Source organism: Pseudoalteromonas prydzensis (assembly GCF_011050055.1).
Lineage (GTDB): Bacteria > Pseudomonadota > Gammaproteobacteria > Enterobacterales > Alteromonadaceae > Pseudoalteromonas > Pseudoalteromonas prydzensis_A.
Map to the genome: position 1 here is coordinate 80,432 of NZ_DRGM01000167.1, position 14,088 is coordinate 94,519.

General features: G+C 41.2%; 14 protein-coding genes. 4 read left to right on the forward strand and 10 right to left on the reverse strand.

Annotated elements, in window-relative coordinates; genetic code table 11:
- Nucleotide 1 precedes the first annotated feature (1 nt).
- The 6 genes from phrB to ENH88_RS16145 form a co-directional block, all read right to left on the reverse strand.
- Nucleotides 2–1,396, reverse strand: a complete 1,395-nt coding sequence (phrB, locus tag ENH88_RS16120) for a deoxyribodipyrimidine photo-lyase (protein ID WP_304183730.1) — start codon at nucleotides 1,394–1,396, stop codon at nucleotides 2–4.
- Entirely contained in the window at nucleotides 1,396–2,349 is a 954-nt protein-coding gene (locus tag ENH88_RS16125; protein WP_304183731.1) for a YbgA family protein, read from the reverse strand. The genes phrB and ENH88_RS16125 overlap by 1 nt, the downstream gene beginning before the upstream one ends.
- A 20-nt stretch (nucleotides 2,350–2,369) precedes the next feature.
- On the reverse strand, nucleotides 2,370–3,032 hold the full coding sequence (locus tag ENH88_RS16130; protein ID WP_304183732.1) for a ChrR family anti-sigma-E factor: 663 nt from the start codon (nucleotides 3,030–3,032) through the stop codon (nucleotides 2,370–2,372).
- The gene (locus ENH88_RS16135) at nucleotides 3,025–3,648 is read right to left on the reverse strand and encodes a sigma-70 family RNA polymerase sigma factor (protein ID WP_304183735.1); all 624 of its coding nucleotides are present in this window, start codon (nucleotides 3,646–3,648) and stop codon (nucleotides 3,025–3,027) included. The genes ENH88_RS16130 and ENH88_RS16135 overlap by 8 nt, the downstream gene beginning before the upstream one ends.
- 66 nt (nucleotides 3,649–3,714) lie before the next feature.
- Nucleotides 3,715–4,293 (reverse strand): LON peptidase substrate-binding domain-containing protein, encoded by a 579-nt coding sequence (locus tag ENH88_RS16140; RefSeq protein ID WP_304183736.1) that lies wholly within the window; start codon nucleotides 4,291–4,293, stop codon nucleotides 3,715–3,717.
- 214 nt (nucleotides 4,294–4,507) lie between these two features.
- The gene (locus ENH88_RS16145; RefSeq protein WP_304183738.1) at nucleotides 4,508–4,804 is read right to left on the reverse strand and encodes a hypothetical protein; all 297 of its coding nucleotides are present in this window, start codon (nucleotides 4,802–4,804) and stop codon (nucleotides 4,508–4,510) included.
- A gap of 250 nt (nucleotides 4,805–5,054) precedes the next feature.
- Between ENH88_RS16145 and trhA the strand changes: the two genes are divergently transcribed.
- Entirely contained in the window at nucleotides 5,055–5,684 is a 630-nt protein-coding gene (gene trhA / locus ENH88_RS16150) for a PAQR family membrane homeostasis protein TrhA (RefSeq protein WP_304183739.1), read from the forward strand.
- A 1-nt stretch (nucleotide 5,685) separates the two neighbouring features.
- Here trhA and ENH88_RS16155 read toward each other — a convergent pair whose 3' ends face one another.
- Together ENH88_RS16155 and ENH88_RS16160 are read right to left on the reverse strand one after the other, a co-directional pair.
- Nucleotides 5,686–6,000: an MGMT family protein gene (locus tag ENH88_RS16155; RefSeq protein ID WP_304183740.1), complete on the reverse strand. Its 315-nt coding sequence runs from the start codon at nucleotides 5,998–6,000 to the stop codon at nucleotides 5,686–5,688.
- Nucleotides 5,993–6,886: a LysR family transcriptional regulator gene (locus tag ENH88_RS16160; RefSeq protein WP_304183742.1), complete on the reverse strand. Its 894-nt coding sequence runs from the start codon at nucleotides 6,884–6,886 to the stop codon at nucleotides 5,993–5,995. The genes ENH88_RS16155 and ENH88_RS16160 overlap by 8 nt, the downstream gene beginning before the upstream one ends.
- Nucleotides 6,887–7,010: 124 nt before the next feature.
- On the opposite strand from ENH88_RS16160, the gene ENH88_RS16165 reads away from it, so the two are divergent.
- The 3 genes from ENH88_RS16165 (at nucleotide 7,011) to ENH88_RS16175 (ending at nucleotide 11,946) form a co-directional block, all read left to right on the forward strand.
- A complete protein-coding gene (locus ENH88_RS16165) occupies nucleotides 7,011–8,093 on the forward strand; it encodes an efflux RND transporter periplasmic adaptor subunit (protein WP_304183744.1) in 1,083 nt (360 codons plus the stop codon).
- 2 nt (nucleotides 8,094–8,095) lie between these two features.
- On the forward strand, nucleotides 8,096–11,158 hold the full coding sequence (locus tag ENH88_RS16170; RefSeq protein ID WP_304183746.1) for an efflux RND transporter permease subunit: 3,063 nt from the start codon (nucleotides 8,096–8,098) through the stop codon (nucleotides 11,156–11,158).
- A 167-nt stretch (nucleotides 11,159–11,325) separates the two neighbouring features.
- A complete protein-coding gene (locus tag ENH88_RS16175) occupies nucleotides 11,326–11,946 on the forward strand; it encodes a hypothetical protein (RefSeq protein WP_304183747.1) in 621 nt (206 codons plus the stop codon).
- 30 nt (nucleotides 11,947–11,976) lie between these two features.
- On the opposite strand, the gene rluF is transcribed toward ENH88_RS16175, so the two are convergent.
- Both rluF and ENH88_RS16185 read right to left on the reverse strand, forming a co-directional pair.
- Complete coding sequence (rluF, locus tag ENH88_RS16180) at nucleotides 11,977–12,900, reverse strand: 23S rRNA pseudouridine(2604) synthase RluF (protein WP_304183748.1); 924 nt, start codon at nucleotides 12,898–12,900, stop codon at nucleotides 11,977–11,979.
- A gap of 103 nt (nucleotides 12,901–13,003) precedes the next feature.
- Nucleotides 13,004–14,080, reverse strand: a complete 1,077-nt coding sequence (locus ENH88_RS16185) for a DUF418 domain-containing protein (protein WP_304183749.1) — start codon at nucleotides 14,078–14,080, stop codon at nucleotides 13,004–13,006.
- Nucleotides 14,081–14,088 lie beyond the last annotated feature (8 nt).

Here is a 14,088-nt window from a genome sequence, read left to right on the forward strand (position 1 = left end):
GTCATACCTTAAATGCGTCAAGTGCTCGTTGGCGAGCCGCTTTGTGATCTACAATTGCAGGCCAGTACTGGTTTTTATCACTTCCCTGTAGTGCTAAATAAGCATGCGGAAAATGAATATGCTTGTCCGGTACCGACGTAAGCTCTGGTATATACTTACGAATGAACTTACCTTCTGGATCAAAACGTTCACTTTGGGTAATGGGGTTAAATATTCTGAAATAAGGCTGTGCATCACAACCAGTACTTGCCGCCCACTGCCAGCCACCATTGTTTGACGCTAAATCACCATCAATTAGGTGCTGCATAAAAAAGCGCTCTCCTTTGCGCCAATCAATTAGCAAATGTTTGCTCAAAAAGCTGGCGACCACCATACGCAATCGATTATGCATCCAACCCGTTTGTAACAATTGCCGCATCGCGGCATCAACTAACGGGTAGCCTGTTTTACCTTGGCACCAAGCAGTAAACTCAACGTCATCACTGCGCCACTGTACGGAGTCATACTTTTCATTAAAGTTTTGATATTTGTTGAGTTTAGGATAAGCGACGATTAAATGGCGATAAAACTCACGCCACACTAATTCGTTCACCCAAGTAAATAAATTGCTTTTAGAGCTGCTTAACACATCGATATGCTGTTGCTGTACCAAGGCGATTAATTGATGAACGCTGACAATCCCCAAAGCTAAATACGGACTTAAACCAGATGTGCCTTTAATACTTGGTATATCTCGCTGATCTTTATAACTGAGTAACTTGTCGCTGATAAAACGACCACAAATTTGACTGAGAGACTCGTCATCAACAGGCCATTTATGGGAAGAATTATCTGTGCTAAGTAACGCTGAACCGTGCCAAGTAACTGCGCTGAACATAGTTGCGGGGCTCTGAAAATAAAAATGCGTGTCTTGATACTGCTTTAACCAAGCATTTTTAAATGGCGTAAATACTTTAAACATTTCACCACTTTGATTAACAACCGTGCCTGGCGGGGCAATCACATCGCCATCAAATAAGTTCACTGAAACGGCAAGTTCATCACACTGTTTTAAACAAGCGCGATCACGCTCAACTTCATTAATTTCATACTCTTTATTCGCATAGATGCTTGCTACAGAGTGTTGCTGGCAAAACTGCTTTAGCTGCTGCACACAACCGCTATAATCGCCACCATCAATAATATGTAATGTAATACCGTTATCAGCCAATAATTGGCCTAAGTAGGCTAGCCTACGTTTGAGTAAATCAATCTGGATCGGCGCAACAGCATGGCGCTGCCATTGTTGCTCAGTAATAAAAAAAACAGCCTCTTTGCAGCCATTTTCGATTGCTTGATAAAGGGCGTGGTTATTAAAAAGGCGCAGATCGCGCCTAAACCAAAATACAGTGTTCATTAAATTCCGTAGCGTAATTTTAGTTCGTTGGGATAAGGGTTAAAGTACACTTGCTTTGCTAAATACTCATTTGGGTGCACCTTTAAATGGTGTTTTAACAGTGTCAGTGGTACGTACAAGGGCACTAAACCACCACGGTACTCATCAATTGCATCGCGTAGTTCTTGTTTTTCAATTTTAGACAACTGTTTTTTAAAGTAACCCTGTAAGTGCATCAAAGTATTACTGTTATTCTTACGTGATGCTGGCTTTTTTAACGCCGCCATTAAGCCACTTATATAACTATCTGCAAGGGCTTCAAAATCACCACCTTCGTAGGTACCAAGTAAGTTACCTAACTCTCGATAAGCCTGATAATTATGGGCCATTAACAGGTATTTATATTGTGCGTGAAATTGTGTTAAACGATGAACCGTCACAGCTTGCTCGCGCAGTAATTGCCAATTTTTGTAGGTAAACACCCGCATTACAAAGTTTTCGCGTAGATGTATATCGTTTAGTCGGCCATTTTCTTCACACGGTAATAATGGATTGTGGGCCATTATTTGCTGAGCAAAAAAGCCCACCCCTTCGGAGGTATTACCGGTGCCAGCCTCATTGTATATTTTGATCCGTTCCATACCGCAACTAGGGCTTTTAGCACAAAAAACAAAACCGCTTAATTGTGCAGCCTGCTCTGTGGCAACTTTTTTACCGTACTCTGTCAATTGTGGGCCAACATCACCACTGCCGTCAGGACGGCACACTTTAATAGTTGTGCCTACTTTAACTTGTCTAATTGTCGGTCTTGGGATCGGTAGACCTACCGCCACTTCAGGACAAAAACGTTTATATTCAACATGTTTTGCCAACTCATCCATACAAAAGTTAGATTTTTTATGGCCGCTGTCAAAGCGTACTTTTTCACCTGCGAGGCAGGCACTGATACCTATTTTAATACTCGATTGCGCCATGATATTCCTAGTAAATATTCCTAGTAAATTAAACGACCAATTGGATTAAGTAACTTACTTAAACCTTTGTTAAAGTGTAGTGCACTGCTGACAACTGTGTAACATAAACAACCCTCTTTCGTCGTTGGGGTATGTTGATGACGACCATCTAACCACATAAAATCACCAGCAACATAATCGCCGTCTTCATCACTAAATTCACCATCAAGTAATAGGGTCAACTCAAAGCCGGTGTGGGTGTGCTCTGGGATCTCGCCACCAGCATCAATATGCAATAAGCTCGAGCGCAGCGCGCCATCTTCAAGACTGATGCGAGAACGTGATAATTTTCCCATTTGCATAAATTTACTGTGCGGAATGCGTGCAAGCGCCCGTGGTAACTGATAGCTATACTGCTTAGTGATCGCAATCGTTTGCGGCTTCACTTGATAAACTTCATCTACCTCATCATTGGCTGTGATTGCTGCCAATAATGACATCGCATCAACACTCAGCTCTTCATCATCAAACAAGTCAGGTTGAGCAAAGATTGCGTCTGCATTTTGTGCCTCTAGGCGCTTAACCTCGGCTTGGCAACATTCACACATTTCGACATGAATGGCCACGGCAACACTCAGGCTTGCTGGCAGTGACGCATTACAATACTGCGCTAATAACGCATCGCTTGGGTGATGTTTAATCATGGCGGTCTCCCATTTCATTGCGTAATTTTTGTAACGCTAAACGTAAACGTGATTTAACAGTGCCAACAGGAATATTTAACTGCTCTGCTAGTTGCTCCTGCGACATATCTTGAAAGTACACCCCTTTAACTACATCCCGTTGTGCTTGAGGTAGTTTATCCAAGTAATTTTTTATTTGTTGGGTTTCAAGGTGATCGCTAAACTCGTAGTCTGAGTTGGCGTGTTGTTCAAGCAACGGCCAAATATCTTCACTGATCTGCTCTTCTTTATTACTTTTCATTTTTCTAAGCATATCAAATGAGGCATTTCTCATTACGGTATAAACCCACGTGGTTGCGGCACCTTTATCGTTATTGTACAGATGCGCTTTACGCCATACCGAGGTCAGCGTTTCTTGCACAAGCTCCATCGCTTGCGCATCAGAATTAAATTGTTTAATACCAAAACGTTTAATTTTTGGCGAAAAATAAGCAAATAAATAAGCAAACGCTTGTTTATCACGCTTAACGGCGACGGCCGATAAAGCATCAGCGAGCTCTTTGCTCGGCGTTTCTGGCATGGCAGTATAGTTACCTGTGTTAGGTTCACAACGTGTTGCTGGTTGTTGACTTACCATCTTAATATTCCTCTTAGTTTTCTTACAGGTGCAATACGCTGCAACATTACCGAGGGATCATATTAATTAGGAAAATTCGTTATTGATCACAGTATGGAGGAAAGAGTGAATATTCGCAAAGTCAGATTTAAAGGCAAGTTGTTGTTTTTTATCAATTGAGATAGGCAAGAGCTCAAGCCACCGAGCAACAACCCAATTAAGCTCATCAAACTGAGTTTTACGGTATAAATCGTTTAATTGCGGATTACCCGCAAACAACTGCTGTAAAGCCGTTTGTAAGCATCTATCTTGATCTGCTAATTGGCGAGGCTGTTGAAACCAAAAAGTGCTTTGCGTTGCCGTTAACTGACCATAGCGTAGTTGTTGTTTATTTTGGCTGACATCGCTAATTTCAACCACCGATTTAGCGACTACATCAATCAATAGTTGCCCATGCTCATCTTGTGAAAAGTCAATAATATCAACTAAACAGCCGTACTGAGGAACATTGAGATAACTATCAACATCGTATTGACACAGTACAAATCCTTGCTCGGTTTTTAATGATTCTTTGACCATCTCAAGATAACGAGATTCAAAAATACGTAACCGCGTATACCCGCTAGGGAGAATAAACACCGGTAATGGAAAGATTGCACGTTTCATAAGGCTTACTACATCAGTTTAACTATGCATTACGTTACGTGCACCGCAGCGAATAAGATCAACGTGACTGATTATTACTTATCTATGCCCCAATTACCCTAAGTTTAACCACTGCCCCACATTACGCAGTAATTCAACTGACGCATAGGCACTTAACAGGCTCACTACTGGCGCTAACATTAAAGCTAATAATCCAAGTTCGCTGCTCATTGTCTTATCCCTCAACATTCGCAGCATTGCTAGTTGCAACCAGCTGTGGTGTGTTTACAACGACACTCGCTTCAACTCGTTGCTCGCTTTGCAGAGAAAGTAACTCGTTTAACATTTTTTGCGAATCGCTAAACACTGATTCTTTTAATTTACTTTGTAATTCATTACTCGTACTTTCAATGTAATCTGCAATGTTATTTGCAAGTGTTTGAGTAATGTCTAATTGACCGTCATTTGCACTTGCTTGTGTAGAACCAACAACCAAAAGTGCTGCAACAGATAGTTTGATAATGCTTTTCATAATGGTATTCCTTATTGTGTTAGTAAGTTAGTCGATATTACTTAATCAAAGGTTGTGCCAAGTGAAAAATAAATTTTAATGCATTGAATTATAAGGGTATTGTTAATTTAACTTTAAGTTCAGGTTCAGGTTTAAATTTTTTGACCAATAAATTTAGTCAAATTCGCTAATATTTAGGCTGTTTTTGGTGTTGATAATTTCAGCGTACACTTGTACACTGAAATCAATTCTTACTATCTATGAGTACACTATGAGTGTTGTACCTGCTTATTCTGCAAAAGAAGAGCAACTAAATGCGCTTTCACACGGGGCTGGAGTCATTTTTTCAATCTATGTGTTGTGGGAGCTGCTTACAAAATCGCAGAGCTCTGCGCATATGATCAGTGCTGTAATATATGGTGCCAGCTTATTTTTACTGTTTTTATCGTCCACGCTTTATCACAGCAGTATTAATCTGCGCGCACGGGCTATTTATAAAAAATGTGACCACTGTGCTATTTATATATTAATTGCAGGTACTTACACCCCATTTTTAGTACTGTCACTGACTGGGCTATGGTCAATTTTACCCTTAATATTTATATGGTCTCTTGCGCTCGGTGGTGTGTGCTACAAACTATGTGTAAAAAATCAAAACAAAAAAGTGTCGCTAGCGACGTATTTATTAATGGGCTGGTTTGCGGTGGCGATTATTTACCCACTGTATTTAAATGTACCGGTAAGTGCACTGTGGTGGTTACTCGCAGGCGGTATTTTATATAGCCTAGGAACACTGTTTTACAGTGCTAAACAACGCCAGTTTAGCCATGCTATCTGGCATGTTTTTGTTATCGCTGGCTGTATTTGTCATTATGTTGCGATTAGTAATTATATTTATTAAGTTACTGCCAACCATAAATGCGCATATTAACTCGGCCATTTTTAAAAATGACCCCCTCGCTTTGCAGTAATTGATATTGTTTAAGGTATTGAGGGGAACCTTCAGGAAACGATATTTTACCTTGGCTATTGATCACTCTATGCCAAGGAATAACTGAATCTTTAGGCATCAATTTTAGCAATCGCCCCACCAAACGCGCATTACTTGCAAGACCTGCCATCGCAGCAACTTGACCATAACTGGCAACGCAGCCAAAGGGAATATTCGCCATCACAGTATAAATTTTATCTTCTTTGCTTACTTCGTTGTCATTCATTTAAAAATTGTTCACTTGCTTGCTTAAAACCCTGCCAGATCGCGCGTGCAACTGGCCCGTGATGTACAGAATACTGTCTAAACACTCTAATTTGAGCACTAAATGTATGCTCTCTATCAAGTATTTCAACACGTTGTAATAGCCCTGAGTCAATCTCAGTTTGGCAATGAGCTAAGCTTATCATCGCCCAACCGGCGCCTGAAACTAAAAATGATTTTAACGTGGCTATATCGTCTATTTTCATTATTGCGGAGCCTTTTGCATACGATAGCCGCTCTGAGTCAAAACTCATCTCGCTTTCAAACATAGCTAAACATGAGTAATGCTGCAGCTGCTGATAATTAAGTTGTTTTGGCATTAAGTTGTTCGCACATACCAGACCAATATCGAGCTTACCAATTGGCATGCTCTCTAAGTCACCTGTGGCATGAAATAAATCAAACCACGGACCTATCCCTAAATCGGCTTGTGCTTTATTGACTTGCTCAAGCGCAGCAAAGCGCTTTCCACTGCTTACGCTAAACTCTGTACTTTGATACTGGGTAAAAGCATCACAAATAATATCGTTATACTTTGGCGCATGGCACAGTTGTTCGTAACAAATTTTAAAGTTAGCTTCATTACCAAGTGCTAATTCATTGGCTAACTGCGTTAAATGAGATTGCGCGTTGAGCAACAGTTGTGCTTCACGATGAAATAGCCGACCTTTTTCAGTAAGGGCTAACCGATATTGATTGCGATCGAGCAATGCGAAACCAATTTCTGTTTCAAGTTTTTTGATTGCTAACGTCAGCGCAGGTTGCGATTTATGTAATTCGCTTGCCGCTTTTGAAAGGCTTTGGGTACGCACAATAGCATCAAGCATTTTTAATTGGACAAGGTTCATATCGTACTCTCGCGCATCTTCATAACTTTTATTTATGATCTTTTTAAGATTTAATAATTTTTATTTTATATGTTTGCGGCGTATGCTGCACTCAATTTATGTGTTCATAACCACGGAGAAGACCATGAAACTGTCGCCAGTTTTAATCATAACAACATTAATGCTGAGTTTAGTCGCCTGCAAGGAAGCAAATACTGACGCAGAGGTAGCAGAACCGATCCGCCCAGTAAAATTATTTGCCATAGATACCAATTCAGACGAGACAATTCGTAGCTTCCCTGCGGAAGTGGTAGCAAATCAAGGCTCTTATTTGGCCTTTAGGGTCAATGGTGAGTTATTAAAGTTCCCTGCCCTGTCAGGTCAGCATGTTGAAAAAGATCAATTGCTTGCTAAGCTCGACCCGGAAGATTTTCAACTACAATATGAAGAGCGCAAAGCACGTTTTGAATTAGCACAATCACAACTTGAACGCGTTGCAACCCTATTCGATAAAGCTATCACTAGCCAATCAGAGCTTGATCAAGCACTCGCTAATAAACAGGTGGCAGAATCAGCCTTAAAAATAGCTAAAACTAACTTAGATAACAGTGAATTACGCGCGCCTTTTAGTGGCACAGTGGCGAAAGTATTTGTTAAAAACTATGAAAATATTCAAGCCAAGCAAAATATACTGCGCCTTGAAACACGTGATTTAATGGATGTTATTATCCAAGTACCAGAAAAGCTCATTGCTCGTATAGACAAAGATGCAAACTATCAGCCAAGCGTTGTGTTTGACGGTTTTCCAAACAAATCGTACACATTAACAATCAAAGAATTCGATACTCAAGCAGATCCTGCCACGCTCACTTACAAGGTCGTTTTTTCATTACCAGTACCTGAGGATTTTAATTTACTCGCGGGTATGACGGGGCGTGTCGATATTGATTTGAGCAAAATAACCCATTCCCAATCGCGGTATATTTTGCTGCCTGTGGAAGCGGTGTTTTCTGAACTAACTGAGTCTGCAAATAACAGCTATGTTTGGGTATATGATCCACAAACTGGCAAAGTGCATAAACAAGCCGTTACAGTAGGTCAATTGCACCGTAGTGGTATTGAAGTACTCTCCGGTATTCAACAAGGGCAAACAGTGGTTGCCGCTGGCGTGCACTATTTAGCAGAAGGGATGCAAGTTCGTCCGTGGCAAAAAGAGCGAGGCTTATAACAATGAGTTTTGCAGAAATTGCCATAAAACAAAAAGTGGTTAGCTGGATGTTTGCACTGCTGTTGTTAGTAGGTGGCGCAGTGTCTTATTTTGGCCTTGGACAACTTGAAGATCCTGAGTTCACACTAAAAAAAGCCATGGTGATCACCTTGTACCCTGGTGCATCACCTCAGCAAGTGGAAGAAGAAGTTACCTTCCCGATAGAAAATGCAATTCAACAATTACCCTATGTAGATTACGTAACCAGTATTTCATCCCCTGGTAAATCCCAGATCACCGTTGAAATGAAAAGCACTTATCGCAAACAAGACTTGCGGCAAATTTGGGATGAATTACGTCGCAAAATTAACGATAACGCTGCGGCACTGCCCAGCGGCGTTTACCCAAGTACCATCATGGATGACTTTGCTGATGTGTATGGGGTTATGTATGCCGTCACTGGCGATGGGTACTCATATGATGAATTAAAAGATTACGTGGATTACTTAAAACGTGAGCTCGTGCTTGTCGACGGTGTCAGTAAAGTGATGGTCAGTGGCGAGCAACAAGCTCAAGTAATGGTGGAAATATCAACCCGTAAACTTGCCCAGCTGGGCATTGCCCCAGATAGAATTTATCAATTATTACAATCACAAAACACGGTGTCGAATGCGGGTAAAGTGCGTGTAGGCGATGAATCAATCAGGCTGCACCCAACCGGGGAGTTTAAAGACGTAAAAGAGCTGGAAAACCTATTGATCTCAAAACCCGCTGCCAGTGAGCTGATTTATTTAGGTGATGTGGCAACGGTATACCGTGAATACGCAGAAGTGCCAAATAATGTGATGCGCTTTAATCAACAGCAAGCATTAATGGTGGGGGTATCTTTTAGCACTGGCGTTAATGTTGTTGATGTTGGCGACAACATACACGCGCATTTAGCATCACTTGAATACCAGCGCCCCCATGGTATGGAAATAAACACTGTTTATAATCAGCCTATTGAAGTCGAAAAATCAGTCAATGGGTTTATTGTTAGCCTGCTTGAAGCCGTAGCGATTGTGATCATTGTGCTGCTCGTATTTATGGGCTTTAAAAGCGGTGTACTGATCGGCGCAATTTTATTACTTACGGTGCTCGGTACCTTCATATTCATGAAGTTATTTGCCATAGATTTGCAGCGGATCTCGTTAGGTGCACTGATCATCGCCTTAGGTATGCTGGTTGATAACGCCATCGTAGTCACTGAAGGCATATTAATAAACTTAAAACGTGGGCAAACAAAAGTCCAAGCCGCAACAAATATTGTTCAGCAAACAAAGTGGCCTTTGCTTGGCGCAACCGTAATAGCTATCACCGCATTTGCGCCAATTGGTTTGAGCTCTGATGCCAGCGGGGAGTTTGCGGGGAGTTTATTTTGGGTGTTATTTATCTCGTTATTACTGAGCTGGATCACAGCAATTACCCTAACCCCATTTTTTGCTGATTTAATGTTTAAAGAAGCAGAGCTCAAACAGCAAAGTCACGATGAAGATCCATATCAAGGCGTGATATTTAACTGTTATAAAAGCTTGTTAAGCACCGCAATGCACTTTCGCAAAACCACGCTATTGCTGATGGTAGTGCTACTTGTCAGCTCAGTGTTTGGTTTTAAGTTTATTAAACAAGCGTTTTTTCCAGCCTCTAACACGCCCATGTTTTATGTCGATTATTGGCACACGCAAGGCGCTGATATTCATGCCACTTTAGATGGCGTTGCCAAACTCGAAGCCTTTTTGCAAAAAGATGAATTAGTAGAAGAAGTTACCTCAACAATAGGGCAAGGCGCGCCACGCTTTATGTTGACCTATGCGCCAGAAAAATCATACCCAGCGTACGGCCAATTAATTATAAGGGTAAAAGACCGTGAAGCCGTTGCGACCATGATTGCCAAAGTACGAGACTATGAACATAGCCACGTGTTTGATGCCAAGCTTAAAATAAAGCGTATGGAAATTGGCCCCTCTACCGATGCAAAAATAGAAGCCCGTTTTTCGGGGGCGGATCCAGTGGTGCTTCGCCAATTAGCAAAACAAGCCAAACAAGTCTTTAGCCAAGATGCTGGAGCGTATAATATTCGTGATGATTGGCGCGAACGCTCAAAGCTGATCCGCCCACAATTGAATGAGCAAAAAGCGAGACGCTTAGGCATCGCTAAGACAGACTTAGATCAACTGTTGCTAACCAGTTTATCGGGGAAAAAAGTGGGTGTTTATAAAGATGGCACTCAACAATTACCGATCATTGCCCGCTCCCCTGCTGAAGAACGCTTAAACGTTGAAAGTCTGCGCGACTTACAGATATACAGCCCAGTATTAGGTGTATTTGTGCCAGTCACACAAGTGGTTGATGATTTTGTGGTGGAGTGGGAAGACAGCTTAATTATGCGCCGCGACCGTAAACGTACAATTACTGTTATGGCTGACCACGATGTGATCGGTGATGAAACACCGGCAAAACTATTTGCCCGAGTCAGAGCAGGCGTTGAAGCGATCAAACTTCCTCATGGTTACGAGCTACAATGGGGTGGCGAATTTGAATCATCAACTAAAGCGCAAAAAGCTATTTTTGGTTCTTTACCGCTAGGCTATTTGGCCATGTTTGCTATTACTGTGCTGTTATTTAACTCTGTTAAAAAGCCATTAGTGATTTGGGCCACCGTACCACTTGCCATTATTGGTGTAAGTGCTGGTCTACTGTTAATGAATGCAGCATTTAGCTTTATGGCACTGCTCGGCTTGCTGAGTTTAAGTGGCATGCTTATTAAGAATGGTATTGTCTTAGTGGACCAAATAAACCTCGAACTCAGTGAAGGTAAAGACCCGTACCAAGCGGTATTTGATTCAGGTGTAAGTCGGGTACGCCCTGTTGCCATGGCGGCAATCACCACTATTTTAGGGATGATCCCACTGTTATTTGATGTGTTCTTTCAATCAATGGCGGTGACCATTATGTTTGGTTTAGGTTTTGCCACTATACTAACGCTGATTGTTGTGCCAGTGCTTTATACCGTACTGTTTAAAATTAAGGTGCCGAAAAAGGCCTAGAGTAACAAACACCTCAAGTAACAGCCGTTACTTGAGGTCAACTCACGCTGGTTATTTTGTTATCGAAAATAGGTTGATAGACCCCCAATTAGCAACAAATATTGCGCTTATATAAAAAACCGCTATTACTGTAGTAACGAAATATAAAAAGTAAGCCTAACTTAAAAATGCAACAGAGCTTAAACATCGCACGAGTTGAAAAACATTTTACTCGCTACATTGCCGACATACCCTACTTGTACTTCAACAAGCACGGGGATGGATTAATTGGCATTGCTTTTCATATCGCCAATAAAACCGAATTTGCAAAATTAAACTTACGCAATAAACATACCAAACAACTTGCTGGCAGGGATGAAAAAACAGCTGAGTTTATCCGTAGCAGTCGTTTACCTAAAGGCTATGCAGTGAACTTTTATGAACCCTTTGGTGAGCTCTATTTACCTCATAGCGAATCGCTTAAGTTACTGTCAAACCGTGTTAGTGTACTCATTACTGAGCTGCAAGATAGCTATAAAAAACCCGCGTTTAAGCAGTTACCCTTAGCAGTACAACTTAGCTTATTAGATATGACATACGAGCTAAAACAGCAATCGCTTGCCGACACATACCCTGACTTTCACACCGCAATAAAACAGCAAGACTGGTTACTGGCAAGCGAACATTGCCATCGTGAACACGTCAGCAAAGCACGGAATAATAAAATTAAAAGCTTATTAAAAAACGCCGAGGCGCCGAATAAAAGCTGGCTCTATAGCCTTAAAAACTGGTTATTACAGTTACGATAAATGATAAAAAATATGTTCGCTGCAATACCGTTACTTTTTCAGGCTTAATGTCCCTGTTCGGGTAGTGGAGTTTCTTCTGGTCGGCTTGCTACTCGGTTGGCCATGTTTAGACTCAAAACGGCCTTGTTTGACATGCTTTGCAAAATCACGCTTTTTGTCATCTTCTTTACGTATAGAGCGCTCTTGTAAAGGTTTGCTGGTTTTAGCTGCTTGTTTGTTTTCATCCACCGACAACTCTTCGGTTTTGCCTGAATCGGCAATCGAGTTATTAATTTCAGCCATTTCTTGCTCGGTTAAATGACGCCACTGGCCTACTTTTAAACCTTTAAGCGTAACATTCATAATACGGGTACGTTTTAGCGTCACCACTTCGTAACCAAGGTATTCACACATTCTACGAATTTGCCGGTTCAAACCTTGGGTAAGAATAATAGTGAATTGCTGGGCACCGGTTTGCGTCACCTTACATTTTTTGGTCACGGTATCTAGAATTGGAATGCCGTTTGCCATTTTATTTACAAACTGTCGATTTAGGGGTTTATCTACCGTCACTACATATTCTTTTTCGTGGTTATTACCAGCACGAAGAATTTTATTAACGATATCGCCTTCGTTGGTTAGAAATATTAACCCTTCTGAGGGACGATCTAAGCGGCCAATTGGAAAAATACGATCTGGGTAGTTAACCGCTTTAACAATATTACTTTGAATTTTACGTTCTGTAGTACAGGTTATGCCAACAGGTTTATTGTAGGCAATGTATGCACGCTTAGGGACTTTTTTAAGTGCGTTACCATCGATCAAAACTACATCACTGCTTGCAACCTTCACACCCATTTCAGGGCGTTGGCCGTTGACAGTTACACGACCATCTTCAATATATTTATCCGCTTCGCGCCGTGAACAAAAACCGGTGTCACTAATAAATTTATTTAATCGTTTTAACTCTGTCATAGGTCACTTCAGCTTTAATTTAAAGCCGCTAGTTTAAACTAGCCATAAAAATATTGCGCCCCCTTTTCCTTAATTTTTAACCATTGACGTGAAATTGCGTGCATCACGACAATCTTCGCCACAAGGCTTCAAGTGGCCCATCGTTGTAGTAACGCGGATAAATTGCACAAACGAGTATTTGCAGTAAAACCAACCCAGTTACAAGTAACCAATAATCCAGTAGATTGAAGCTAAGTACCCACTCAGGAAAAATAATTTTAAACAATACGAACAGCATCACGGACTGACTAATATAGAGACTCAACGCCAATCGCCCTGCTGCTTGTAGTACTGGCACAGAGGCGGCTTTATTTGCACACAATTTAACTATTAGCTGAATATAGAGCAAGGCTGTAAATAGCGCTGCGAGCCAATTAACCGGCTCTTGTAGGGCATAACTTAACGGGCTGTACTGCCACTGTAACAGCAGCCGAAACAGACTTAATAACAGCGCAGCAGCAGTAATAAAAACACACGATTGTGTTGTAAAACCACTCACAAACAGTCCTTGCTTATACAGATAAATGCCAATTAGCATTAAGCCCGCCGCCATCCATAAGGTTACGAGTGGCAAGGCAATTAACATCAGCACAAACATAAGCACATTGTTAATAAACAACGCCGAGAAAGTTGCATGTAATGCCTGATAGCTATCAATAAAAGTATCTGCATCACGGCTTATTACATAACTAGGTTCAAGTAACGAAATAAGGAAAGTTATTGTTGCGCCTAGCAGTAGAAATTGCACGCCACGTTTTAATATCAGTGTCGCATCGGCGGTTAAATATTTAGCCGCTAACCACCCTGCGCAAGCATAGATCAGTAGAATATCTCCAGCCCACAGTAAAAAACCATGCAACAGGCCAAGAACAGCCAGTATTTTTAAACGTTTAATGAGCTTTTCGTGACTTTGCCAGCGCTGCCATTGAATATATAAACCGGCACCAAACAGTAAACAAAATAAGCTTCGAAAGCGGCCATCAATAAAAATAAGGCTGAAGCATTGAATAATATGATCAGAGAGTGGTGGATTAGTTAATGGTACATAACCAAATTCAAACAAGCCAAAGAAATAGACGTTCATGTACATTAAACCAAGCACAGCAACGCCGCGAATAATATCCATATTGTGATTGCGCATTAATAGCT